General features: G+C 62.9%; 24 protein-coding genes. 10 read left to right on the top strand and 14 right to left on the bottom strand.

Annotated elements, in window-relative coordinates; genetic code table 11:
* Positions 1-75: 75 nt before the first annotated feature.
* Genes ASE60_RS28920 through ASE60_RS28905 form a run of 4 tightly spaced genes read left to right on the top strand, consistent with a single transcriptional unit; the run spans position 76 to position 3,615 of the window.
* Positions 76-981 (top strand): metal ABC transporter substrate-binding protein, encoded by a 906-nt coding sequence (locus ASE60_RS28920; RefSeq protein WP_057255031.1) that lies wholly within the window; start codon positions 76-78, stop codon positions 979-981.
* The gene (locus ASE60_RS28915; RefSeq protein WP_057255030.1) at positions 978-1,913 is read left to right on the top strand and encodes a manganese/iron ABC transporter ATP-binding protein; all 936 of its coding nucleotides are present in this window, start codon (positions 978-980) and stop codon (positions 1,911-1,913) included. Before ASE60_RS28920 ends, ASE60_RS28915 begins: the two co-directional genes overlap by 4 nt.
* On the top strand, positions 1,910-2,770 hold the full coding sequence (locus ASE60_RS28910) for a metal ABC transporter permease (protein WP_057255029.1): 861 nt from the start codon (positions 1,910-1,912) through the stop codon (positions 2,768-2,770). Before ASE60_RS28915 ends, ASE60_RS28910 begins: the two co-directional genes overlap by 4 nt.
* Entirely contained in the window at positions 2,767-3,615 is an 849-nt protein-coding gene (locus ASE60_RS28905) for a metal ABC transporter permease (protein ID WP_057255028.1), read from the top strand. The genes ASE60_RS28910 and ASE60_RS28905 overlap by 4 nt, the downstream gene beginning before the upstream one ends.
* A 39-nt stretch (positions 3,616-3,654) precedes the next feature.
* Here ASE60_RS28905 and ASE60_RS28900 read toward each other — a convergent pair whose 3' ends face one another.
* Together ASE60_RS28900 and ASE60_RS28895 are read right to left on the bottom strand one after the other, a co-directional pair.
* Positions 3,655-4,404, bottom strand: a complete 750-nt coding sequence (locus tag ASE60_RS28900) for a F0F1 ATP synthase subunit A (protein WP_156414739.1) — start codon at positions 4,402-4,404, stop codon at positions 3,655-3,657.
* A 330-nt stretch (positions 4,405-4,734) separates the two neighbouring features.
* On the bottom strand, positions 4,735-5,640 hold the full coding sequence (locus ASE60_RS28895; RefSeq protein ID WP_057255103.1) for an aminoglycoside phosphotransferase family protein: 906 nt from the start codon (positions 5,638-5,640) through the stop codon (positions 4,735-4,737).
* 277 nt (positions 5,641-5,917) lie between these two features.
* On the opposite strand from ASE60_RS28895, the gene ASE60_RS28890 reads away from it, so the two are divergent.
* Positions 5,918-6,841, top strand: coding sequence for a DUF6030 family protein (locus tag ASE60_RS28890; RefSeq protein ID WP_057255026.1), 924 nt, complete (start codon positions 5,918-5,920; stop codon positions 6,839-6,841).
* A gap of 36 nt (positions 6,842-6,877) precedes the next feature.
* Here the strand turns inward: ASE60_RS28890 and ASE60_RS28885 are convergent, their stop codons facing one another.
* Entirely contained in the window at positions 6,878-7,309 is a 432-nt protein-coding gene (locus ASE60_RS28885) for an Lrp/AsnC family transcriptional regulator (protein WP_057255025.1), read from the bottom strand.
* Positions 7,310-7,434: 125 nt separating this feature from the next.
* On the opposite strand from ASE60_RS28885, the gene ASE60_RS28880 reads away from it, so the two are divergent.
* Positions 7,435-8,538 carry a saccharopine dehydrogenase family protein gene (locus ASE60_RS28880; RefSeq protein ID WP_057255024.1) on the top strand — a complete coding sequence of 368 codons (1,104 nt, stop codon included), beginning with the start codon at positions 7,435-7,437 and terminating at the stop codon, positions 8,536-8,538.
* Positions 8,539-8,711: 173 nt separating this feature from the next.
* On the opposite strand, the gene ASE60_RS28875 is transcribed toward ASE60_RS28880, so the two are convergent.
* The 8 genes from ASE60_RS28875 to ASE60_RS28840 all read right to left on the bottom strand — a co-directional run bounded on the left by ASE60_RS28875 (position 8,712) and on the right by ASE60_RS28840 (position 18,459).
* Positions 8,712-10,139, bottom strand: a complete 1,428-nt coding sequence (locus tag ASE60_RS28875) for a mannose-1-phosphate guanylyltransferase/mannose-6-phosphate isomerase (protein WP_057255023.1) — start codon at positions 10,137-10,139, stop codon at positions 8,712-8,714.
* A gap of 254 nt (positions 10,140-10,393) precedes the next feature.
* Entirely contained in the window at positions 10,394-10,795 is a 402-nt protein-coding gene (locus ASE60_RS28870; RefSeq protein WP_057255102.1) for a F0F1 ATP synthase subunit epsilon, read from the bottom strand.
* 119 nt (positions 10,796-10,914) lie between these two features.
* Positions 10,915-12,432 carry a F0F1 ATP synthase subunit beta gene (gene atpD / locus ASE60_RS28865; protein ID WP_093233134.1) on the bottom strand — a complete coding sequence of 506 codons (1,518 nt, stop codon included), beginning with the start codon at positions 12,430-12,432 and terminating at the stop codon, positions 10,915-10,917.
* A 24-nt stretch (positions 12,433-12,456) separates the two neighbouring features.
* Entirely contained in the window at positions 12,457-13,338 is an 882-nt protein-coding gene (locus ASE60_RS28860; protein WP_057255021.1) for a F0F1 ATP synthase subunit gamma, read from the bottom strand.
* A gap of 27 nt (positions 13,339-13,365) precedes the next feature.
* Entirely contained in the window at positions 13,366-14,895 is a 1,530-nt protein-coding gene (gene atpA, locus ASE60_RS28855; protein ID WP_057255020.1) for a F0F1 ATP synthase subunit alpha, read from the bottom strand.
* Positions 14,895-15,455, bottom strand: coding sequence for a F0F1 ATP synthase subunit delta (locus tag ASE60_RS28850; RefSeq protein WP_057255019.1), 561 nt, complete (start codon positions 15,453-15,455; stop codon positions 14,895-14,897). Before ASE60_RS28850 ends, atpA begins: the two co-directional genes overlap by 1 nt.
* Positions 15,456-15,717: 262 nt before the next feature.
* A complete protein-coding gene (locus ASE60_RS28845) occupies positions 15,718-16,104 on the bottom strand; it encodes a hypothetical protein (protein WP_057255018.1) in 387 nt (128 codons plus the stop codon).
* A 138-nt stretch (positions 16,105-16,242) separates the two neighbouring features.
* On the bottom strand, positions 16,243-18,459 hold the full coding sequence (locus tag ASE60_RS28840; protein WP_057255017.1) for a primosomal protein N': 2,217 nt from the start codon (positions 18,457-18,459) through the stop codon (positions 16,243-16,245).
* 177 nt (positions 18,460-18,636) lie between these two features.
* Here ASE60_RS28840 and fsa point away from each other — a divergent pair, with 177 nt between their 5' ends.
* The gene (gene fsa / locus ASE60_RS28835; protein ID WP_057255016.1) at positions 18,637-19,290 is read left to right on the top strand and encodes a fructose-6-phosphate aldolase; all 654 of its coding nucleotides are present in this window, start codon (positions 18,637-18,639) and stop codon (positions 19,288-19,290) included.
* Positions 19,291-19,341: 51 nt separating this feature from the next.
* Here the strand turns inward: fsa and ASE60_RS28830 are convergent, their stop codons facing one another.
* Both ASE60_RS28830 and ASE60_RS28825 read right to left on the bottom strand, forming a co-directional pair.
* The gene (locus tag ASE60_RS28830) at positions 19,342-20,475 is read right to left on the bottom strand and encodes an AAA family ATPase (RefSeq protein WP_057255015.1); all 1,134 of its coding nucleotides are present in this window, start codon (positions 20,473-20,475) and stop codon (positions 19,342-19,344) included.
* A 62-nt stretch (positions 20,476-20,537) separates the two neighbouring features.
* On the bottom strand, positions 20,538-21,461 hold the full coding sequence (locus tag ASE60_RS28825) for a GNAT family N-acetyltransferase (protein ID WP_057255014.1): 924 nt from the start codon (positions 21,459-21,461) through the stop codon (positions 20,538-20,540).
* Between the two features lie 134 nt (positions 21,462-21,595).
* On the opposite strand from ASE60_RS28825, the gene ASE60_RS28820 reads away from it, so the two are divergent.
* Both ASE60_RS28820 and ASE60_RS28815 read left to right on the top strand, forming a co-directional pair.
* On the top strand, positions 21,596-22,531 hold the full coding sequence (locus ASE60_RS28820; RefSeq protein WP_057255013.1) for a tyrosine recombinase XerC: 936 nt from the start codon (positions 21,596-21,598) through the stop codon (positions 22,529-22,531).
* A gap of 99 nt (positions 22,532-22,630) precedes the next feature.
* On the top strand, positions 22,631-23,719 hold the full coding sequence (locus tag ASE60_RS28815) for a TraB/GumN family protein (protein ID WP_057255012.1): 1,089 nt from the start codon (positions 22,631-22,633) through the stop codon (positions 23,717-23,719).
* 27 nt (positions 23,720-23,746) lie between these two features.
* On the opposite strand, the gene ASE60_RS28810 is transcribed toward ASE60_RS28815, so the two are convergent.
* Positions 23,747-24,235, bottom strand: coding sequence for a DUF2867 domain-containing protein (locus tag ASE60_RS28810; RefSeq protein ID WP_057255011.1), 489 nt, complete (start codon positions 24,233-24,235; stop codon positions 23,747-23,749).
* Between the two features lie 213 nt (positions 24,236-24,448).
* Here ASE60_RS28810 and ASE60_RS28805 point away from each other — a divergent pair, with 213 nt between their 5' ends.
* Complete coding sequence (locus ASE60_RS28805) at positions 24,449-24,943, top strand: acyl-CoA thioesterase (protein ID WP_057255010.1); 495 nt, start codon at positions 24,449-24,451, stop codon at positions 24,941-24,943.
* Positions 24,944-24,983: the final 40 nt, after the last annotated feature.

The following is a 24,983-nucleotide window of genomic DNA, read 5'->3' as shown; positions in this document are numbered from 1 at the left end:
CGAATGCTTCGCATTTGCATTGACTTATGCAAATCATTCCCCTACTCCTGTGATGTCAACATCTGGGAGTAGCGAATGATCGATCAGACGAAGCGCGCGATCCTGGCAGCGGCAGCTGCCCTGGCAGCCATCGCGCTCCTTCCCGGCGCCGGCTCAGCGCAGGAGAAATTCAAGGCAGTGACGACCTTCACGGTCATTGCCGACATGGCCAAGAACGTCGCGGGCGACGCCGCAATCGTCGAATCGATCACCAAACCGGGTGCCGAGATCCACAACTACCAGCCGACCCCGCGCGACATCCTGAAGGCGCACGACGCCAAGCTGATCCTGTGGAACGGTCTGAACCTGGAGCTCTGGTTTGAGAAATTCTTCCAGAACTTTGATGACGTCCCCGGTGCCGTCGTCTCGACCGGCGTCGAGCCCATGGGCATTGCCGAAGGCCCCTACAGCGGAAAGCCCAATCCGCATGCCTGGATGTCGCCATCGGCAGCCCTCATCTATGTCGACAACATTCGCGACGCCTTCGTGAAGTACGATCCCGCCAATGCCGAGACCTACAAGGCGAATGCCGAGGCCTATAAGCAGAAGATCGAGGCGACCATCGCGCCGATCCGCGCCGAGATCGCCAAGATCCCCGAAGACAAGCGCTGGTTGGTTTCGAGCGAAGGCGCCTTCAGCTACCTGATCCGCGATTTCGGCATGAAGGAACTCTACCTCTGGCCGATCAATGCCGACCAACAGGGTACCCCGCAACAGGTCCGCAAGGTCATCGACGCCGTCAGGGCCAACCACATTCCGGTCGTCTTTTCCGAAAGCACGATCTCGCCCGATCCGGCTGAGCAGGTGGCGCGCGAAACCGGTGCAAAATACGGTGGCGTGCTCTACGTTGATTCCTTGAGCGAGGCGGACGGTCCGGTTCCCACCTATATCGATCTGCTGCGCGTCACATCGGAAACCATCGCCAAGGGGCTTTCGCAATGAACCTTCAGGTGAAGCCCCGCTCCGGCCCCGCGCCGGCGTCCGGCGAACAGGGCAGCGGCATCCGTGTCTCTGGCGCGACAGTCACCTACCGCAACGGCCTGCGGGCCCTGCGCGACGCGACCTTCGAGATCCCGACGGGCACGATCACCGCGCTCGTCGGCGTCAACGGCAGCGGCAAGTCGACACTCTTCAAGGCGATCATGGGCTTTGCCCGGCTCTCGCGCGGCGAGATCTCGATCCTTGGCCGTTCGGTTCCGGAAGCGCTCAAGAAGAACCTCGTCGCCTATGTGCCGCAGGCCGAGGAGGTCGACTGGAACTTCCCGGTCCTGGTCGAGGACGTCGTCATGATGGGCCGCTACGGCCACATGAACATGCTGCGCATCCCGAAGACGGCGGATCATGAGGCGGTCGAGGCAGCGCTTGCGCGCGTCGGCATGAGCGACTATCGCAAGCGCCAGATCGGTGAACTCTCCGGCGGCCAGAAGAAGCGCGTCTTCCTGGCGCGCGCGCTCGCCCAGGATGGCAAGGTCATCCTGCTCGACGAACCGTTCACCGGCGTCGACGTCAAGACCGAGGACGCGATCATTCGCCTCCTGATCGGCCTGCGTGACGAGGGCCGGGTCATGCTGGTTTCCACCCACAATCTCGGCAGTGTGCCGGAATTCTGCGACCGCACCGTGCTCCTCAAGAACACCGTGCTCGCCTATGGCCCGACGGAAACCACCTTCACCCGCGAAAACCTGGAACTCGCCTTCGGCGGCGTTCTCCGGCACTTCGTGCTCGGCGGCGAAAACCTGCATGACGATGCCGATCCGCGGCAGCTCGCCGTCATCACCGACGACGAGCGCCCGCTCGTCATGTATGGCGACAAGGATCGGATGGTGGCGCAGCCGGCAAAACCCGAGACCAACGGGGAACCGAACGGCAAATGATCGCCACGCTCCTGGAACCCTTCACCTATGGCTACATGGTCAATGCCATGTGGGTGAGCGCGCTGGTCGGCGCCGTCTGCGCCTTCCTCTCCTCCTATCTGATGCTCAAGGGCTGGTCGCTGATCGGTGATGCCCTCTCGCATTCGATCGTCCCGGGGGTCGCCGGCGCCTATATGCTGGGCCTGCCCTTCTCGCTCGGCGCCTTCTTCTCCGGCTCGCTTGCCGCCGGCGCCATGTTGTTTCTCAATCAGCGCACAAGGCTCAAGGAAGACACGATCATCGGCCTGATCTTCACCTCCTTCTTCGGCCTCGGGCTTTTCATGGTCTCGCTGTCGCCGACATCGGTGAATATTCAGACCATCGTGCTCGGCAACATCCTGGCGATCACGCCCGCCGACACACTGCAGCTCGCGATCATCGGCATCGTCTCGCTGGTCATTCTGACAGCGAAGTGGAAGGACCTGATGGTGACCTTCTTCGATGAGAGCCACGCCCGCTCGATCGGCATTCCCACCACCTTCCTCAAGGTGCTGTTCTTCACCCTGCTCTCGGCCTGTACGGTCGCAGCACTGCAGACCGTCGGCGCTTTCCTTGTCATCGCCATGGTGGTGACGCCTGGCGCGACCGCTTACCTGCTCACGGATCGCTTTCCGCGGCTGATCCTGATCAGCGTCGCCATCGGTGCGCTGACGAGCTTCTTCGGCGCCTATTTCAGCTACTTCCTCGACGGTGCCACCGGCGGCATCATCATCGTGCTGCAGACACTCATCTTCCTGACGGCCTTCGTCTTGGCCCCGAAGCACGGGCTGCTCGCCGCGCGCAGGCGCAGCGCCGAACCGATGGAGGCTGCCCGATGATCTCGCTCGACATGCTGCTTGCGGTCCTCGAATTCGAGTTCATGCGCAACGCGCTTCTGATCTCGGTGCTGGTGGCGATCCCGACCGCCATGCTCTCCTGTTTCCTGGTGCTGAAGGGCTGGTCGCTGATGGGCGACGCGATCTCGCATGCGGTCTTCCCCGGCATCGTCATCTCCTACATCGTCGGCCTGCCGCTTGCCGTCGGCGCCTTTGCCGCCGGCATGTCCTGCGCGCTTTTGACCGGCTATCTCAAGGAAAACAGCCGCATCAAGCAGGATACGGTGATGGGCGTGGTCTTCTCCGGCATGTTCGGCTTCGGGCTGGTGCTCTACACCAAGATCCAGAGCGACGTGCACCTCGACCACATCCTCTTCGGCGACATGCTCGGCATCGGCTGGCGCGACATCGCCGAGACCGGCGTGATCGCCTTGGTCGCCACCGGTATTCTCGCCGTCAAATGGCGCGATTTCCTGCTGCACGCCTTCGATCCCGCCCAGGCCAAAGCCGTCGGTCTTCCGGTTAACTGGTTGCACTATGGGCTGCTCGCGATCCTGTCGCTGACGATCGTCGGCGCGCTGAAGGCGGTGGGGCTGATCCTTGCCATCGCCATGCTGATCGCACCCGGCGCCATCGCCTTCCTGGTCACCCGCACCATGGGCGCCATGCTCATCGTCGCCGTGCTCATCGCGATGACGGCCTCCTTCTGCGGCGTCTATCTCTCCTTCTTCATCGACAGCGCGCCGGCGCCGACCATCGTGCTCCTGATGACCGTGATGTTTCTCATCGCCTTTGCCTGGACCTCCTGGCGGACCTACCGGAACGAAGCGCGGCGGGCGATCGAATGACAAAGAGGCTCCCGGTGCAGGGAGCCTCATCGCCTGTTCTCAGTGGCTCGGATGGAGCGCGTCGTTGAGATACATGCAGGTCAGCATGGTGAAGATATAGGCCTGGATGAGCGCCATCAGCAGTTCGAGCGCGGTCAGCGCCACCGTCATCAGCAGCGGCATGACCGCGGCCAGGATCCCGAGCGCCCCAAAGCCGCTGAGGCCCACGACGAAACCGGCGAAAACCTTGAGCGTGATGTGGCCGGCCAGCATGACCGCGAATAGACGAACCGAGTGGCTGACGGGACGCGAGAGGTAGGAGACCACCTCGATCGGGATGATGATCGGCGCCAGAATCAACGGCACGCCCGCCGGCATGAACAGCCTGAGGAAGCCGAAGCCGTGCCGGTAAAGGCCATAGAGCGTGACCGTCAGGAACACCAGCATGGCCAGCGCGAAGGTGACCGCGATATGGCTCGTCACCGTGAAGGCATAGGGGAACATGCCGATCAGGTTGGCGGTGAGGATGAACACGAAAAGCGAGAAGACCAGCGGGAAGAAGCGCATGCCCTTCTCGCCGGCATTGTCGCGCAGCGTCTTTGCCGCAAACTCATAGAGGATCTCGGCCGCCGACTGCGCCCGGTTCGGCACGAGGCCGCGTCTTCCCGTTGACAGGATCAGGAACAGACTGGCGATCGCCACCGTCAGCACCATATAGGCGGCCGAGTTGGTAAAGCTGATCTGGTGACCGCCGATCTCGGCGATCGGTAGGAGTGACTTGATCTCAAATTGTTCGATGGGTCCGGCCATCATCAACCTCATGTGTTGGCGGAGACGCATCGGCGGCGCGCGTCGGCGGCCGCCGGCGCGTCAATGTGTTGGACAAGCGATCGGCGGCCGAGATCGTTCCACGAAGCGATTGCTTCCGATGGAATGACTAGGCTGTTCAATAAAGGGAAAGGTCGCGCGGACGTGCCGCGAGCTTTGGGGCTGCATGATGCGATCGACTCCAAGTATCTCGGTCGAGATACTGGGGCCGTCCCCAGGCGAAGCACCGACGCGGGTCGTCCCGCGTGCGCCTGACCTAGAGGCAATTTGCAGCGGGGTCAAGCTGGCTTGCCCCCGATCGTGGCTTGGGCGCTAGCCGAAGCGGCGATGATCCGCAAGCACGTCTTCGATCACCGTGCGCTGCTTTGCCTGCTCGCTTGCAGGTGCGCCGGTCATGCCGGCAAGCACGATCAGCGCCTTCCACAGGGTCCAGCCACGCCCGCGGGCCCAGGCACCGCGATCGAGTGCCATGCCATGACGGAAGACCTCGCGGCTCTCGCCATGGAAGAACGTCCAGGCGATCGCCAGATCGCAGGCGGGGTCGCCGACACCCGAAGTGCCGAAATCGATGACCGCGCTCAAGCGACCCTGCGCGACCAACAGGTTGCCCCAGGCGATATCGCCGTGAAACCAGACGGGCGTCCCCTCGAATGGCGCAGCAAGGGCCGCTTCCCAGACCTCTCTGGCCGCCGCCGTGTCGACCTGTCCCTCAAGCAGTGGGAGCGCCTGACGTGTCTGCTCGTCATAGAAGGCAGGCGGACCGCCGCGGTGGAAGTTATGGTCGCCGGGCAAAGGCCCACTCGCAGCATCCGCCTGCCGCAAGGCGCGCAGAAACCGCGTGAGATCCTTCGCCACTTGCCCGAGATCTGCGACCCGTTCCACCACCAATGTTTCCCCCTGAAGCCAGCGGTAGACAGACCAGGGCCAGGGAAAGCCTTCTCCCGGCGTGCCCTTGGCAAGCGGCACGGGAATGGGCAGCGGCAATTGGGGAGCCAGCCGCGGCAGCCAGCGGTGCTCCTTTTCCACTTGCAGCACATAGCGCTCGGCGCTTGGAAGGCGCACGGTCATCTGCTCGCCGAGCCGGAAGCTTCTGTTGTCCCAGCCGCCGGGCTCGATCGGGCGCACCGCAAGATCCGACCATCGCGGAAACTGTGTCGCGATCAGCCGCCGTACCAGCGACGCATCGATCGCAAGCTCGGCTGAATTCGGGTTTGCCATGACGTATTCCATTCGATGTTTGCGTCCAGCAAGCTATGGGATCGTCCCCGAATTTCAACTTCCTAGTTCACCGTAACACTCGCTCAGCGGCGCGTTGTGTTGAGACGTGACAGTCGCTTGCCGATATCGGCGGTTGCATATTGCCGCCGCGACGGATTTCGAGGATGAAGAAGGCCTAGACCCGTTGATAGCTTGAGATCATGGAAGCCCGGCCGACCGATCATCTTTTGCTGGAGGTCCCGCGCCTCATCGCACCCCGCCGGGCAGGCGGGACCGCATGAGCACGCCCCGTGGCAAGACGCCGGCTCCAAAGCCTGCCGGTCGGACGGGACTGCGCTTCTTTCTCGTCGCTCTCATCCTGATCGTCACCGCCATTCTCGCGACGGCCCTGCTTGCCAACGAACAGCGCAACCTCAAGAAAGTTCTCGTGGCATTGGGTCTGCCGACGACCTTCCTGGCGAAGAGCAAGCCCTCCGAATCGACGGCCGAGAAGCCGGCAAGGCGCGAACCGCCACGCATCGCCCTGCCCGCCTGGACCTTCCAGGATCTGCAGACGCCGGAGCAGCAGTTCCTGCGCGTCATCCGCAGCGATCCCAAGGCGCTCTGCGACGAGTTGCGCGACGCCGGCTTTCGCGAACTCGAATGGAAAGCCGGTGCCGGTGAGCGTGCCCAATGGGAATGTTCGTCACTCGTCTCCTTCCCGCGTCCGGGCGAGGACAAGCCCTCATCGATCTTCATCTTCGTCAAAGGCAGCGGCGAGGAGGAAATCACCTCCTTCCGCGTCAAGCTCAACATCGAGCGACCGGAGGACCGCCAGGCCGTGACCACGGCAGCGGCGCGGGCAGCGGCGGTGTTCCTCGACCACGTGCGCTGGGCCGATGCCGCAAGCGTCACCCTGCAAATCCAGGCGCTGAAGGAATTCGATCTCAAGCGTTTCGGCAGCCGCATCCAGTTCAAGCGCGAGTCCGACGAGGTGACGCCGCGCTTTAACTTCCTTGCCAACCAGCCGCGCGCGCGGCCGAAGAGCATTGCCGAGCTTTACTTCGACCGGAGCAAATGGCTCGCCTATGGCGATGCCGGACTGCGTAGCTTCGTCAAGGGCCCGACAGACTGGAACGTGCCGGCAAAAGTGCCGAATGGGAAGGAGCCAGCGACGGACGCCACGCTCGGCGAGAAGCCCTCCGCGGGTCATGCGCCATGACGATTCCGTCGCTCGCTGACTTAGGAAAGCAACGGCCTACCGATCGATCCGGGTCGAAAGGATAATCGAAGAAAGCGTCCGGTCGACGCCGTCGATCTCGCCGATGCGGTCGATCAGAAGATCAAGTTCGCTGATCGACGTCGCCGCGACCACGGCGATAAGATCGAAACTGCCGCTGACAGAATGCAGCGTCTGGATTTCACGGATGGCACTGAGTTCAGGGGTCACGCGGCTCAGCGCCCGCGGCGCGATGGTGATCAGCACATGCGCCTTGACCAGCCCCTTCTCGTAGCTCTCCGACAGGCGCACGCCGTAGCCGGCGATGATTCCCTCGCGCTCCAACCGCTCGATCCTCGCCTGCACTGTCGTGCGCGACAGGCCGAGCCGGCGCGCGATCGTCGCCGTCGGCATGCGGGCATTTTCGCTGAGGACGGCGAGGAGCTCTCGATCCTTGTCCGTGATTTGCATTTCGTCGGTCCTGTTGGGCAATCTGCCGAATATCTATAGGCGATTTAGTCGTTTCGGCGCTTCAAATCAACCACCCCTCCCACGACAATAGGGGCACACACAGTTCTCATGCCCTGGGGGAAAGAATGAAGAATATCGTCGTCATCGGAGCAGGCAAGATCGGCTCCACCATCGCTCGCATGCTCGCCCATACCGGCGACTACAGCGTCTGCGTCGCCGACCGCAGCGCCGAACAGCTGGAGCAGGTGGAAAAGCACGCTGCCATCACGACCGCGACGGTCGATATCGCCGACAAGAAGCAGCTCGTCGCTCTTCTCTCGGGCAAGTTCGCCGTCCTCAGCGCCGCTCCGTTCCACCTGACGGTCGCAATCGCCGAAGCCGCTGCTGAAGCCGGCATCCACTACCTGGACCTGACCGAAGACGTCGAATCCACCCGCCAGGTCAAGGCGATCGCCGCCAAGGCCAACACCGCCTTCATCCCGCAGTGCGGCCTCGCACCGGGCTTCATCTCGATCGTCGCCAACGATCTCGCCAGCCACTTTGAGACGCTGGAAAGCGTGCGCATGCGCGTTGGCGCCCTGCCGCAGTACCCGTCGAACGCGCTCAACTACAATCTCACCTGGAGCACCGACGGCGTTATCAACGAATATATCGAGCCCTGCGAAGCGATCGTCGAAAACAACCTCATCGAAGTGCCGGCCATGGAAGAGCGCGAAGAATTCTCGCTCGACGGCGTCACCTATGAAGCCTTCAACACCTCGGGCGGTCTCGGCACCCTCTGCGAAACGCTGAAGGGCAAGGTTCGCACGCTTAACTACAAGACGATCCGCTATCCGGGCCATGCCGCCATCATGAAGGCGCTCCTCAACGACCTCGGCCTGCGCCACCGCCGCGAAGTCCTCAAGGACATCTTCGAGAACGCCCTGCCGACCACCACCCAGGACGTCGTCGTGATCTTCGTTACGGTTTCGGGCTTCCGCAGCGGCCGCCTGATCCAGGAAACCTACGCCAACAAGGTCTATAGCGGCGTCGTTGCCGGCCGCATGCAGAGCGGTATCCAGATCACCACGGCAGGCAGCATCTGCGCCGTGCTCGACCTGCTCGCCGAAGGCAAGATCGCCTCCAAGGGCTTCGTTCGCCAGGAAGACATCAGCCTCGACACCTTCCTCGCAAACCGCTTCGGCCACTACTACGCTCAGAAGGGCGAAACCGAGCGCGTCGCCGGCTGATCCTTCAGCTATAAGCGTGCCGAATTTGGAGCGGGACAGACGTCCCGCTCTCACCTACGCAAAGCCCGGGTCTTGGCCCGGGCTTTTTTCGTGTCGTCCGATCATTCGGGCCTGCGGCGCCGCGTCGTATCAGACGCGCACAAAGGTCGCCGTAGCACTTTGACGGATACCCCTTAGCTTCGGCCGAATTCGTCCTCGATACGGATGATGTCATCTTCGCCGAGATAGGAGCCGGTGCGCACCTCGATCAGTTCCAGCGGGATTTTGCCCGGGTTGTGAAGCCGGTGCACGATCCCCGGCGGAATATAGACCGACTCATTCTCGTGCAGCATTCGCGTTTCCCCGGACATCGTGATCTCCGCAGTGCCGCGCACCACGATCCAATGTTCCGCCCGATGATGATGCTTCTGCAGTGAGATCTTCTTGCCGGGGTTCACGCGCAGACGTTTGACGGCAAAGCGTTCTCCGTCCGAAATGGCCGCGACCGCCCCCCAGGGGCGATAGGACGTCGGGTGGATCTCGGTCAGCACCGCCGTCTGTGGCGACTTCGCCAGCGTCTTGACGATGGAACCGACGCTCTGGCTGTCGGCCAGCCGTCCGACATAGACGGCATCCTCGCCGGCAATGACGGCGACATCGTCCAGCCCTTGAACTGCAAGGTGAATGTCGCGCGACAGGACCAGCGAATTGCGCGTGTTCGACACCGTGGCCTTGTCGGTGACGACATTGCCGTCGCCGTCCTTTTCTCCCGTCTTCCAGACCGCGTCCCAGCTGCCGAGATCGGACCAGAGGAAGGAAGACGGCACCACGGCCGCCCGCTCAGTCTTTTCAAAGACCGCATAATCGACGGAGATATCAGGCGCAGCGGCAAAGCTCGCCGCGTGCAGCCGGGTGAAGTCGAGATCCTTCTGAGCCCCTTCCACCGCGAGCTTCGTCGCTTCCCAGACCTGGGGCGCGTGGCGCTTCATCTCATCAAGAAAGTGCTTTACCGGCAGCATGAACATGCCGGAGTTCCAGAGGTAGCGCCCGGTCTCGAGCATTGCCTCGGCTTTGGCGCGGTCCGGCTTCTCGACGAACCGCGCCACACGGTTCGTGCCAGCCGTCAGTTCTTCGCCGCGCTCGATGTAGCCGTAGCCGGTCGCCGGTTCCGTCGGCGTGATGCCGAAGGTCACCAGTTCTCCGTGGCGGGCGGCCTGGTGCGCCCTGAGTATGCAATCCCTGTAGACCTCGCCGGCATCGATCTCATGGTCAGAAGCAAGCACCTGCATGACCGCACCCTTGCCGTAACGGCTGAGTACCTGGAAAGCCGCGGCAGTCAGCGCCGGCGCTGTGTTGCGTGCAACCGGCTCAAGGAGGATGTCGCCCAGATGTACGTCGATCGCCCGCGCCTGCTCCGCGACGATGAAGCGAAAGTCGCTGTTGGTGACGATGATGGCCGGCTCGAACTGGCCGGCGTCGCGCACGCGCTCCAGCGTCTGCTGGAACAGTGAACGATCGGAAAGGATCTGCAGGAATTGCTTCGGAGCGGCGGCGCGAGAGAGCGGCCACAAACGGGTGCCGCGCCCGCCCGCCATGATCACCGGAACAATCTTTGACGTCATGCCGGCGCCTCTTCTTCTTTGAGCTGAACTTTCAGGGACCAATAAAGGGCTTCTGATGAAGAATAGCTAAAGCGCCGATCCGGGCAAGCCATTCACCGACGCGAAGGCTAATACTGATGAGGAAGGGTATACGGTTGTCCGCCCGCATCCCGCTCCACTTAAGCGAAGCGTCACGGCAAAGAACTCGCGATCAACAAAAAACCCCGCACGAAGGCGGGGCTTTCGGATTTGCATTACCCTTCCGGGTGTCCCTTTCAGGCCGGGATCACGATCTCGCCGAGCTTCGTCAGTTCGGCGACGAACTGCTCGAGACGGGTCTTCTTCTCGTCGCCGGCGCCTTCCAGCTCGGCACGAACCGCATCGATGCGGTTTTCAAGAACCGTACGGTCGAGTTCGTCGACGTGGACGGCGGACTCGGCCAAAAGCGTGCAGCCGGTCGGCAGGATGTCGGCAAAGCCGCCGAACACAGCAAAGCGCTCGGTCTTGCCGTCAGCCGTCTTCACCGTGACCACGCCGGGCTTGACCGTCGTCATCGTCGGAGCGTGATTGGCCATCACGGTCATCTCGCCCTCGGTCGCCGGAATGACGACTTCCGTCACCTTTTCGGAGAGGAGCAGGCGCTCGGGGGAAACAAGCTCAAAGTTGAAATCGGCCATGACCATTCACTTCTCGTGGGCGCGCCACCTAAAAGGCGGCTGTGCATGTCTTCCCTGCCTTCTGATAAGGCAGGATGAAAGCCTCGGCGCTTGGATCGCGCCGAGGCTTAACAGTGCAATCAAGCGGCTTCAGCAGCCAGCTTCTTGGCCTTTTCGACCGCTTCTTCGATCGAGCCGACCATGTAGAAGGCAGCTTCCGGCAGGTGGTCGTATTCGCCGTTGACCAGGCCCTTGAAGCCCTTGATCGTGTCTTCGAGAGCGACGAGCTTGCCCGGCGAACCCGTGAAGACTTCGGCGACGAAGAACGGCTGCGACAGGAAGCGTTCGATCTTACGAGCGCGGGCAACGGCGATCTTGTCTTCTTCAGACAGTTCGTCCATGCCGAGGATGGCGATGATGTCCTGGAGCGACTTGTAGCGCTGCAGGGTCGTCTGCACCTTACGCGACACTTCGTAGTGCTCCTCGCCGACGATCATCGGGTCCAGCATGCGCGACGTGGAGTCGAGCGGGTCAACGGCCGGGTAGATGCCCTTTTCGGCGATCGAGCGCGACAGAACCGTCGTTGCGTCCAGGTGGGCGAACGAGGTAGCCGGCGCCGGGTCGGTCAAGTCGTCGGCCGGAACGTAAATGGCCTGAACCGAGGTGATCGAACCCTTGGTCGTCGTGGTGATGCGTTCCTGCATCTGACCCATGTCGGTCGCCAGCGTCGGCTGGTAACCCACGGCCGAAGGAATACGGCCGAGCAGAGCCGACACTTCGGAACCTGCCTGGGTGAAGCGGAAGATGTTGTCGACGAAGAACAGAACGTCCTGGCCCTTGTCGCGGAAGTCTTCAGCGATCGTGAGGCCCGTCAGAGCGACGCGAGCGCGGGCGCCCGGCGGTTCGTTCATCTGGCCGTAAACGAGCGCAGCCTTGGAGCCTGCGCCGCCGCCATGCTTGTTAACGCCGGACTCGATCATTTCGTGGTAGAGGTCGTTGCCTTCGCGGGTGCGTTCACCCACGCCTGCAAACACCGAGTAACCACCGTGCGCCTTGGCGACGTTGTTGATCAGTTCCATGATGAGAACGGTCTTGCCGACGCCTGCACCACCGAAGAGGCCGATCTTGCCGCCCTTTGCGTAAGGCGCGAGAAGGTCGACGACCTTGATGCCGGTGACAAGGATCTGTGCTTCCGTCGACTGCTCGACGTAGGACGGCGCATCCTGGTGGATCGCGCGCTTGCCCGAGGTAACGAGCGGACCGGCTTCGTCGACCGGCTCGCCGATGACGTTCATGATGCGGCCGAGCGTTTCGTCGCCAACCGGAACCGTGATCGGCGCACCGGTGTCGGTGACCGGCTGGCCGCGCACGAGACCTTCGGTCGAGTCCATGGCGATCGTGCGGACGGAGTTTTCGCCGAGGTGCTGAGCGACTTCGAGAACGAGGCGGTTACCGTGGTTGTCGGTCTCCAGCGCGTTCAGGATCTGCGGAAGCTGGCCTTCTTCGAACACGACGTCAACGACGGCGCCGATGACCTGCGTTACGCGACCGACAGCGCCGGTTGCGGCAACTGCTGCGGTCTTGGCGGAAGCTGCCTTCCTCGGTGCAGCGGGCTTCTTCTCCACTGCGGTTTCTTTCGGGGTAGCTGCCTTAGCCATAATCCTTACCCTCTTTCCGTAACCTTAGAGCGCTTCCGCGCCCGAGATGATTTCAATGAGTTCCTTGGTGATCTGAGCCTGGCGCTGACGGTTATAGTTCAGCGTCAACTTGTTGATCATCTCACCAGCATTGCGCGTCGCATTGTCCATCGCGCTCATCTTCGCGCCCATTTCGCCGGCGACGTTCTCGAGCAGGGCCCGGAAGATCTGCACGGAAATGTTGCGCGGAATGAGGTCGCTCAGGATCGCGCCCGCGTCCGGCTCATATTCATAGACGGCCGAAGCATCCGATGCTTGCGCTGCGACCGGGCCGGCCGAAGCGGGGATCAGCTGCTGAGCCGTCGGAATCTGGGCGATAACGGACTTGAACTCGGAGTAGAACAGCGTGCAGACATCGAACTCGCCCTTTTCGAAGAGCGCGATGACCTTGTGGCCAATCTGGTCGGCGTTTTCGAAGCCGATCTTCTTGACTTCACGCAGGTCGACACGATCGATGATCAGCGACGCGAATTCGCGACGCAGAATATCGAAGCCCTTCTTGCCCACGCAGATGATCTTGACCGTCTTGCCGGCTGCGAGCAGCTTGCGAACGTGGTCGCGGGCATGACGGGCGATCTGCGAGTTGAAGCCGCCGCAAAGGCCGCGTTCAGCCGTGCAGACGACCAGAAGGTGCGTATCGTCCTTGCCGGTTCCGGTCATCAGGGCAGGCGCGCTGTCGTCCGCACCAACCGCCTGGGCGATGTTGGCGAGAACGGTAGCCATGCGCTGCGAGTAAGGCCGGGCGGCCTCGGCCGCCTCCTGCGCACGCCGAAGCTTCGCCGCGGCGACCATTTTCATCGCCTTGGTGATCTTCTGCGTCGCCTTGACGGAGGCGATCCGGTTCTTCAGATCCTTAAGTGAAGGCATCCGTTATCCGTCCTAAATGAAATCCGCTCAGGCGAAAGACTTGGCGAAGCTGTCGATTGCAGCCTTCAGCTTGCCCTTGACGTCGTCGGAGATCGCCTTGTCCTTGCGGATGGTTTCCAGGATGTCCTTGCCTTCCGAACGCATGTACGAAAGCAGGCCCTGCTCGAACTTGCCAACCTGGTTGACCGGCAGCTTGTCGAGGTAACCGTTGACACCTGCGAAGATGACAGCGACCTGCTCTTCCGTCTTCAGCGGCGAGAACTGCGGCTGCTTCAGGAGTTCGGTCAGGCGCGCACCGCGGTTCAGCAGGCGCTGCGTAGCGGCATCGAGGTCCGAGCCGAACTGCGCGAAGGCGGCCATTTCACGATACTGAGCGAGTTCGCCCTTGATCGAGCCGGCAACCTGCTTCATCGCCTTGATCTGCGCGGCGGAGCCGACGCGCGAAACCGACAGACCGACGTTAACGGCCGGACGGATGCCCTGGTAGAACAGGTCGGTTTCAAGGAAGATCTGGCCGTCGGTGATCGAGATCACGTTGGTCGGGATGAACGCCGAAACGTCGTTGCCCTGCGTTTCGATGACCGGCAGAGCCGTCAGCGAACCGGCGCCGTTGTCGTCCGAGAGCTTTGCAGCGCGCTCGAGCAGGCGGGAGTGCAGGTAGAAAACGTCGCCCGGGTAAGCTTCGCGGCCCGGCGGGCGGCGCAGCAGGAGCGACATCTGACGGTAGGAAACAGCCTGCTTCGACAGGTCGTCGTAGCCGATGAGGGCATGCTTGCCGTTGTCACGGAAGTATTCGCCCATCGCGCAACCGGCGAACGGTGCGAGGTACTGCATCGGAGCCGGGTCGGACGCGGTCGCAGCAACGATGATCGAGTACTGCAGAGCGCCACGCTCTTCCAGAACCTTCACGAACTGCGCAACCGTCGAACGCTTCTGGCCGATTGCGACGTAGACGCAATACAGCTTGTCACCTTCCGGACCATTGTCGTGAATGGCCTTCTGGTTGAGGATCGTGTCAAGGATGATCGCGGTCTTGCCGGTCTGGCGGTCGCCGATGACGAGCTCGCGCTGGCCACGACCAACCGGGATCAGAGCGTCGATGGCCTTGAGGCCGGTCGACATCGGCTCATGAACCGACTTGCGCGGAATGATACCCGGAGCCTTGACGTCAACGCGCGAGCGCTGCTTGGCGTTGATCGGGCCCTTGCCGTCGATCGGGTTGCCGAGCGCGTCGACGACGCGGCCGAGCAGTTCCGGACCAACAGGAACGTCCACGATGGCGCCGGTCCGCTTAACGGTGTCGCCTTCCTTGATGTCACGGTCGGAACCGAAAATAACGACACCGACGTTGTCGGCTTCGAGGTTCAGCGCCATGCCGCGAATTCCACCCGGGAATTCGACCATCTCGCCTGCCTGAACATTGTCGAGGCCGTAGACGCGGGCAATACCGTCACCGACGGAAAGCACCTGACCGACTTCGGAGACTTCTGCTTCCTGGCCGAAATTTTTGATCTGATCTTTGAGAATTGCGGAAATTTCCGCGGCGCGGATATCCATCAGCCGACCTCTTTCAGTGCAAGCTTAAGGGTAGAGAGTTTGGTGCGAAGGGAGGTGTCAATCTGGCGGGACCCGACCTTGACGATCAGACCTCCAAGAATAGACGGGTCGACGGTGACGTTGACCGTCACGTCTTTGCCGGTGACGCTTTTCAGCGTCGCCTTCAATTCATTTTCCTGCGCTGCAGAGAGCGCATGGGCCGACGTGACGTCGGCGGAGACTTCGCCACGATGGCGTGCGGCGATCAGGCGGAACGCCTTGATCATGCCCGGCAGCGCGAAGAGGCGGCGATTGCGGGCAACGACCTTGAGGAAGTTGCCGACGAGCCCGGAGATGCCAGCCTTCTCGGCAACTGCCGAAATGGCCTTGAACTGGTCGTCTGCAGAAAAGACCGGGCTTACGATCAGCCGCTTCAGATCATCGCTGCCGTCGATCAGGGCCTGGACGCGGGTCAGATCCGCGCCGACTGCCTCGACGGAACCGGCGCCGAGCGCGAGTTCAAAAAGCGAGGACGCGTATCTTTCTGCAACACCGGAAATAAGCTGGGATGTGTCTGCCACGGGCACAAGCTTCTCTCATTTTCATCCAAGAACCGAGCTGGCGGTGGGCCGTCAACTTAAATTCTTGAATTTGCTGCAATAATTTGCAGGATATCGAGGCCTGGCGACCCACTTCCCCCGCAATTCGCGGTTCGTCTAGCATAGGATGTTTGGACTCGCAACACGCGAACGGCAGGAATGCGGCATAAGTCGGCCACCTTGGCCGAATTTTGCCGTAAATTCGTTTCCTGCGTTGTGAATCGCGGAATGGCCCGCGGCACGATCAGATCATGCCGAAGACGTATGCGAGCGGAAGGATGGCGAGTGCCGCCTGAACGAAGAGCGCCAGCCAGTTGTAGACCGTGCCGCCGTTGTCGCTCATCATCGAGAGGATTCGGCCGAAGGCGGCAAGCGCGAACGCCGCTCCGACGGCAAGATAGACCATCGGCTGCGCCAGGAGGATCGCGGCAAGGCCGAGCCCCACATGCATGCCGCCCATGGTGGAGCGAGCCTCGGCATAGCCGCCGCGCCGCCCCTCGGCAATGCCGATGCCAGCCGCACGAAAGGTAAGCCGCGGCGCAAACAGCATGACGACGCCGATCAGCGCCGCAGCCACGGCCGCGCAGAAGGCGAGGAATTCGCCGGTTTCCGTCGGAATGTAGAATTCCATGCCCGTTCCTGCAGATGAGCCCTTGTCATGCCGTTTCGTCTTCGGCCGAAGCGGCGCGTCCTTGACCTCTAGCGCATGTCGCCCCGGTTGTGAATCGCCCGCGGCCTGTTCAACGCGACGATCACAGGAAACTTGAATTTACAGGAAGCTTTGGGGATCGATGTCGAGCTGGACGCTGATCGAGCCGCGCTCCTTGGGGCCGGCGGCGATCATCGCCTTGACGAAAGCCTGCATGTCGCTGTTGCGCCGGCCATGCACCAGCAGGCGGAAGCGATGCCGTCCACGGATCAGCGCCAGCGGCGCCTCCGCCGGGCCGAGAATGGTGATGCCGTCGGTCCGCGGCGCAGCCATGCGCAAGCCCCGCGCATGGCCCTCGGCATCCTGACGGGTATCGGCCGAAACGATCAGCGAGGCGAGCCGGCCGAAGGGCGGCAGCAAGGCCTTTTCGCGCTCGGCGATCTCGCGGTCGTAGAAGGCATCCGCATCGCCGGAGACGATGGCCCGCATCACCGGATGCTGCGGCTGGTAGGTCTGCAACAGGCCGAGACTCTTGAGGCCGGTTCGCCCGGCGCGGCCGGTCACCTGCGAAAGAAGCTGGAACGTCCGCTCGGCTGCCCGCGGATCGCCATTGGCCAAGCCGAGGTCGGCATCGACGATGCCGACCAGCGTCATCAGCGGAAAGTTATGCCCCTTGGCGACAAGCTGGGTGCCGATGACGATGTCCGCTTCGCCGCGCGCAATGGCGTCGAGTTCCAGCCGCAGCCGCTTGACGCCCATGAGGTCGGAGGACAGCACGATCGTGCGCGCCTCGGGGAAATGCCGCTCCACCTCCTCGGCAATGCGTTCGACCCCCGGGCCGCAGGCAACGAGGTGATCGAGCGTGCCGCATTCGGGGCAGGCCTCCGGCGTCTTCTCCGTATAGCCGCAATGGTGGCACTGGATCTGCCCGCGGAAGCGGTGTTCGACGAGCCAGCTTGAACAGTCCGGGCACTGGAAGCGATGGCCGCAGACGCGGCAGAGCGTCAGCGGCGCATAACCGCGGCGGTTGAGGAAAAGCAGCGCCTGTTCGCCGCGCTCAACGGCCTTGCCGATCTGGTTGATGAGAACCGGCGAAAGGAAGCCGCCGCGCGCCGGCGGATGCTGGCGCATATCGACCACGCCGAGCCGCGGCAGCGCCGCATCGCCGAAACGCGTCGGCAGGTGGATCGGCTTGTAACGGCCGACTTCGCCATTGACTCGGCTTTCGACCGATGGCGTCGCCGAGACGAGCACGACGGGAAAGCCGGTGATCCGACCGCGCACGACCGCCATGTCGCGCGCATTGTAGAAGACGCGGTCTTCCTGCTTGTAGGCCGGGTCGTGCTCTTCGTCGACGATGATGAGACCGAGCTCTTCGAACGGCAGGAACAGCGCGGACCGCGCGCCGGCAACGACACGCACCGTGCCGGTCGTCACCTGGCGCCAGACCTTTTCGCGCGTCCGCGGCGCAAGGTCCGAGTGCCACTCCGCCGGCTTCGCCCCGAAACGATCCTGGAAGCGCTCGAGGAAACTCGATGTCAGCGCGATCTCCGGCAAGAGTATCAGCACTTGCTTGCCTGCCCGAAGCGTCGCGGCAATCGCCTCGAAATAAACCTCGGTCTTGCCGGAGCCGGTGATGCCGTCGATCAGCGACACAGAGAAGCCGCCCTCCTCCACCGCCGCCAGGAGATCGGCTGCCGCATCCTTCTGGGGCCCTTCGAGCCGGGGCGCGACAAAATCGGGATCAGGCAAGGCAACCACCGGCGGCGGCGCCATGAATACGGTTTCTAAGACGCCTTGCTGCGTCAGCCCCTCGATCACGCTCGACGATGTGCCGGCCGCATGCGCAAGCCCGGAGCGCGTCCAGGAGAGGCCGTCGCTCGCGGTCGCGATGACGCGCTCACGAGCCGCCGTCATGCGCTCCGGTCGCATCTCCGTGAGGCGCAGCGCTTCCACCATCGGCTCGGGATCGAAGGCGGCCGGTGCCCGGAGCGCCATGCGCGCGACGAGCCCCGGCGGCGTCACGGTGTAGGCAGCAACCCAGTCGAGAAAAGTTCGCATGTCCCTCGTCAGCGGCGGGCAGTCAAAAACCTTCTCGATTGTCTTGAGTTTCTTCGGATCGACATTGCCGTCATCGTCTCCATCCCAGACCACGCCGACGACGAGCCGGGGGCCGAGCGGCACCTGCACGATCGAGCCCGGCTCGACCGCCATGCCGTCGGGAACCGCATAGGAATAGGCTTTCGGCGCCGGCATGGGCACCAGGACCGGCACGACGCGACGGGCAGAAATCGGCCCGAGCAAATCGCCGAATAAATCGGTTGAATCGCGAGTCATTTTGCCGTGACCTTGCCACGTGTTTCGGTTAAAGAAAACTGCGCTGCGAACCGCAGCCTTGCCGGCGCAGGGTTTGTCACGGTTCCACCAGAGTTTCAACGCGCGCGATCTCTGCCAACGGAATTCCTCCCCGGTAGAGATGCGCCCGAGCGGCAATCGTGCCCAAGGAGTGACTCCATGAAATTTTTCGTTGATACCGCCGACGTCAAGGAAATCCGCGAGCTGAACGATCTCGGCCTTCTCGATGGCGTCACCACCAACCCGTCGCTGATCCTGAAGTCGGGCCGCGACATCACGGAAGTCACCAAGGAAATCTGCTCGATCGTCGAAGGCCCGGTTTCGGCTGAAGTGACCGCCACCGAATACGCCGAGATGATGAAGGAAGCGGCCGTTCTTTCGAAGATCGCCGACAACATCTGCATCAAGCTGCCGCTGACGCTTGACGGTCTCAAGGCATGTAAGGCGCTGACCTCGGACGGCCACCAGACCAACGTGACGCTGTGCTTCTCGGCCAACCAGGCCCTGCTCGCCGCCAAGGCCGGCGCGACCTTCGTTTCGCCCTTCGTCGGCCGCCTCGACGACATCGCCTTCGATGGCATGGACCTGATCCGCGAGATCCGCCACATCTTCGACAACTACGGCTATGAGACCGAGATCCTTGCCGCCTCGATCCGCACCGTGAACCACGTCAAGGAAGCCGCCCTCATCGGCGCCGACGTCATCACCGCGCCGCCGGCAACGCTGAAGGCTCTGGTCAAGCACCCGCTGACCGACAAGGGCCTCGAGATGTTCCTGGCCGACTGGGCCAAGACCGGCCAGAAGATCGCCTGATTGCTTCAGGAATGAATGGAAAACCCCGCAGCGATGCGGGGTTTTTTGTTGCTACTCGTCGCCGTCCATCAGCCCCGTCAGCCGCATGCCCTCGATCCAGGTGGCGCTGTCCTTGCGGATCACCCGGCGCGGACGGATGCCGCAACGCTGGCGCACTTCCTCCGCCAACCGCTCAGAATGGGTGACGATCCAGATCTGGCTTTCGCGCGAAGCGCTGGCGACCATGTCGGCGAGCGCCGGCAGCATGTCCGGATGCAGGCTCGTCTCCGGCTCGTTGAGCGCAATGAACCGGGGCCGGCGATAGGAAAGCAGCGCTGCCGCCAGCGCCAGGAACCGCATCTGCCCATCCGACAGCTCGCGCGGCGAGAACGGCCGGTTGGGGAAATCCGGAAAGACCAGCGAAAACTCGGCAAACTGTCCCGGTTCGGGAACGTCGAGATAGGCGCCGCCGAAGGCGTCGGCGACCGCTCGATCGAGATCAACCGTATCCTCACGTGTGTGCCTGAGCGTCGCAAACACCGCAGCCATGTTGACACCCGTCTCGTCAAGCATCGGCGCCGTGACGGCGAGGCAAGGCAACCGCAACGGCGAATCGCGATCGGTGCGGAAGCCATGGAAGAACCGCCATTGGTCGACCGCGCGGCGAAAGGTGCCGACCTCCGGATAGTGACCGGCATCGCCGAGCAGCGAGATCGCCGTTTCCGAAGTCAGAGCCGTTTCCGGATAGTCCTCCATCCGCCCGCGCTCGCCGCGCACGAAGATGCCGGGGCCAGACCGCTTCATCATCGTCACCGGCCGGCGGCCGGTTTCGACCGTCAACTCCTCTTCCTTGACCTGAGGCTCATAGGCAAAGCCGGCGGCAGCCGTGGGCGGGCGCAGTCCCGCCTCGATGCGGTAGCGGAAGGTGATCGCCCGTTCCTCGTCCAAAAGCTCCGTTTCGAGCCGGATGCGCGCCGGCTTGTCGGCGCGGCGGCGGCCACTCCAGAGCGCCGACGACATGCCGCCCTCCTCCGCGATCTCGCGCGCCAGAGTGCCGCGCGTCGCCGACTGCACGAGTTGAAGCGCACGATAGAGATTGGACTTGCCGACGCCGTTCTCGCCGATGAACAGGTTGACGCCGGTCAGATCCATGCGGATCGACTTCAACGAACGGTAGTTTTCGGCAAACATGGATTGAAGCTGCATGCCCAAGACCTAGCCGATCCGCCGCACGGCGTGAAGCCCGGCAGGCATGGCGCGGCTGATCGCTAGAGCGCGACCTCTGCTTGCAACCGGGGCTGGAACGCCACGTCCGCGTCCATGGCCAGATCGAACACCGTGTGCCGCTCGAGCGCCTTCGTCACCTCGCCAGGCTCGCCTTCCAGCGCCTCCGGCGGGATCAGGTTGCCGATGCGGAAATCGAAGAAGTCGCCCTTCTTGTTGAGCAGCTCGTGGAACACGGTCATGTCGCGCAGTTCCGTCGACCATTTGGCGAACCAGTAGAACAGGCCGGAATTGCGGGCGCTCATGTGCACCGGCAGGATCGGCAGGCCGTATTTGCGCGCAAAGCCCACCGCAGACGTCTTCCACGGCCGCTCGTTGAGGCAGCCGTCCGCCCAATAGGCGATGCGCCCGGAAGGGAAGAGCACCGTCGCCTTGCCCTCGCCGATCGCCCGGTTGGTCACCTGCAGCGTCTCGCGGGCCTTCAGCTTGCTCTTGTGCTCCTCGCGCCATTCGACCGGGATGACCATCTCGACAAAGCGTGGATTGACGCGGATGGCGTCGCGGTTGGCGAAGAACATCATGTCCGGCCGCCGTGTCTTGAGCAGGTCGAAAACAGCGATACCGTCGGCTATGCCGGTCGGGTGGTTGCTGACGAGCAGGAAGCCGCCCTTGGCCGGAATGCGCTCGGCCCGGTCGACCCGCACCTCCAGCGAGAGAAGCGAACTCAGATGTTCGAAGGCCTGGAAGCCGGGCATGTTGGCGACCGCATCGGCGAACTCGTGCGCCTTGCGGTAGTTCAGCAACGCGTAGAGAAAAGGTCGCATCAACGGCCACATCGGGCTCTTGACGATGCGCTGCCCGCGCTCGGCAATCAGGGTGTCAACGATGTGACCAGGTTTTCCCTGTGAGACCAGGGCGAGTACTTCAGCAAAATGCGCGAATCCGTTCACCGAATCCCGTCCCACCATAGTCCGATCCGATTCTTTCCGGCTGACCATCGCAATTCTATATGATCGAAGAATGACAGATTCCAAGGGCGCATTAGCAAAAACATAAGATGCGTCAGGGCATTGTCGCCGATGGACCAACTTGGGAAGCGACAATGAACGAGCTCCTCGTCATCGGCCATCCGGAACTCCTTGCCGAACGCCAACGTTGGCTCAATGGGCTCATGCGGGAGCGGCGCCTCTCCGACAACACCGTCGAGGCCTATGAGCGCGACACCCGTCAATTCCTGACATTCCTGACCGGCCATCTGGCCGGGCCGCCGCGCCTTTCCGACATCCGGACGCTGCGGCCGGCGGATCTGCGCGGCTTCCTCGCCCAGCGCCGCAAGGGTGGCGCCGGTGCACGCACGCTCGGCCGTGGCCTCGCCGGCTTGCGCTCCTTCCTGCGCTTTCTCGAACGCAATGGCCTTGCGAACGCAGCAGGTGCCGCCGCCGTGCGCTCGCCGAAGCAGCCGAAATCGCTTCCGAAGCCGCTGACCGACCGAGAGGCGCTGAACGTCGTGACCTCGGAGGCGCAGCTTGCCGAGGAGCCCTGGATCGCCGCGCGCAATGCCGCGGTGCTGACCCTGCTCTATGGCTGCGGCCTGCGCATTTCCGAAGCGCTCGGGCTGACATCGGGCGATTTCGCCGGCACGCCCTCGTCGCTGCGCATCATCGGCAAAGGCGGCAAGACGCGGCTCGTGCCGCTGATACAGGCCGCACGTGAAGCCGTCGCAGCCTATATCAAACTCTGCCCCTATCAGCCGCCTGCTGATGAACCGTTGTTTCGGGGTGCCCGTGGCGCCAAGCTGCAGCCGGCAATCATCCAGCGGGAAATGCAAAAGCTGCGCGGCGCCCTCGGCCTGCCGGACACGGCAACGCCGCATGCGCTGCGACACTCCTTCGCCACCCATCTGCTGGCCGGCGGCGGCGATCTCAGGACCATCCAGGAACTGCTCGGCCACGCCAGCCTGTCGACCACGCAGGTCTATACCGGTGTCGATTCCGCGCGGCTTCTGGAAATCTACGATCGCGCCCATCCGCGCGCCTGATTTTCGGCGAAACGATGGATTAACCATGCCCTTTAAGGAAGCCGTGACCGGCCCGGCCCTAGGGTTCAGCAACGACCGTCCGACCGTCGGGGAACAACGATGACCGCCTTTGCGAGACCTGATCGAAATCTGCCCCGCGACCTGCTTGCGTTGGTCGCCGACGGTACACTTTGGCTCATTGCCCTCTTGCATGTCGTTCTTGCCGCCAGCCTCGTCGTTGCACTCTTCTTCGTCGCGGAAGCCGATGCACAGGAAGCCGAATGCGGCGGTTCGAATGTGCTTACCGCCCTTGCCCAGTCGGATCCGACCAAATTCGCCGCACTTGAAGCGGAAGCCGCCGCCGTGCCGAACGGCAAAGGCATCTTCTGGAAGATCGAGAAGGAAGGCATCGCGGCCTCCTGGCTGCTCGGCACCATGCACGTGACCGATCCGCGCGTACTGGCATTGCCTGCCGAGGCGCCGGCCGCTTTCGAAGCAGCCTCAACCGTCATCGTCGAATCGGACGAGATCGTCGACGAGAAGAAATCGGCCGCCGCGATCCTGATGCGGCCCGACCTCACCATGTTCCCGGATAACAAGACGATCGCCGATTTCCTGAAGCCCGGCGATCGCGAACAGCTCGAAGCGGGCCTCAAAGCCCGCGGCATTCCGCTGACGCTCGTTGCGCGCATGAAACCCTGGATGATCGCGAGCTTCGTCGCATTGCCCGCCTGCGAGATCAGCCGCAAGGCGACCGGCGCCTCCTTCCTCGACAAGAAGATTGCCGAGGATGCGGTCAGCCAGGGCAAGACGCTCAAGGGCCTGGAGACGCTGATCGAACAGCTCGCAGCGATGGATTCGCTTCCGACCGAACTGCACCTGCGCGCGCTCATCGAGACGCTGGCGCTCGGCAAGACGATCGACGACGTCTTCGCGACAATGACCGACCTCTACCTTTCCGGCGACACCGGCATGATCATGCCGATGATGAGATCCGTTTCCGACAAGGGCACAGCGGAGGATTTCGGCTATGCCGATTTCGAGCAGCGCATCATCGTCGACCGCAACAAGACGATGGCGACACGTGCCGAACCGATCCTGAAGGACGGCGGCGCTTTCATGGCCGTCGGAGCGCTGCACCTTCCGGGCAAGGAAGGCCTGGTCGAACTGCTCCGCGCCCAGGGCTTCACGGTCACGCGCGCCAACTGACTGGCGGGCGTTCAAGCCGGAGACTGATCAGCCAATCTGACCGCCCGGACCCGCCACCCGGGCCAGAAGCGTCGGCACGATCACCTTGTGAAACGGCGTGACCGCCGCGAGGTAAACCCGCCCGAGCGCATTGTGCCGCCGGACGAGCGTGGTGACGCCGACGATCTGGTTGACCGCGGATCCCGCCCTGACATCGACGACGATGCGAAAATCGAGATGCTTGTCGTCAAAACCGAGCACCACTTCGTCATCGCTTTTCGACAGCACCGGAAACGCCCCGACCAGCCCGAAGCGACCCGGTTTCGGCGCCGCCGATTTCAGGCCAATGAGCGAGACCACGCGGTTGCGCAGGCGCAGCAGTTCGCGAATCCATCGCGGCGAACGGCCAAGCGAACGTTCGGCCGCTTCCGCGGCGGTCACGCCCTTGCCGTCGAGGGCGAGCTCGAAACGGTCGGCCCAATCGGCGTGCGGTAGATGCCGGTTCGGCAACGAGGTGGCCACGGCTCTCGGTTTCATGTTTCCTCCTGACGCCACGGCGTCGTTTGTCCTTTGAAACATGATTGCGCCCTCCGTCGTGCCTGGACAGGAGACCGCTTGTCGCAGCCCTCGGTCCAATCGTCACACCCAGTCTGCCGCCGGGGCCGTCCTACGCCGATGCGGTGGGGCCTTCCCTTCGCGCCGACAAGCTGCATAACTCAAGCTGAACGTTGCAAATTCTGGAGATGGACAATGGAAACCAGCCACGACACACGCGAACTCGAAATGGTCGTGCTGATGACGCCGGACATGGCCAATTTCAGCGGCAAGGTCCATGGCGGCGCGCTGCTCAATCTCCTGGATCGCGTGGCTTTCTCATGCGCCTCGCGCTATTCGCAGCAATATGCGGTGACGCTTTCGGTCGACCAGGTGACCTTCCGCCAGCCGATCCATGTCGGCGAGCTCGTCACCTTCCGTGCCGCGGTCAACAATGCCGGCCGAACCTCGATGGAAATCGGCATCCGCGTCGAGGCCGAGAACATCAGGAGTGGCGAGCGGCGACACACCAACTCCTGTTACTTCACGATGGTCGCGGTCGACGCCGACGGCGCGCCGACGCCCGTACCTCCGCTGAACACTGACACCGCTGACCGCAAGCGCCGGCAGCGCGCGGCCGAAGCACGACGCAGCCTCAGGCGGGAGTTCGAGGAGCGCTTCCACGCGCTCCGATCTGCTTCTGAAGAGTGAGAGATAATCGCCATCCGCCACGAAATATCCGGGGGGATGT

The sequence above is a fragment of the Ensifer sp. Root278 genome, from assembly GCF_001429285.1.
Classification (GTDB): Bacteria; Pseudomonadota; Alphaproteobacteria; order Rhizobiales; family Rhizobiaceae; genus Ensifer.
The sequence above is the reverse complement of the archived record's forward strand: the minus strand, read 5'-3'. Positions and strand labels throughout refer to the sequence as shown.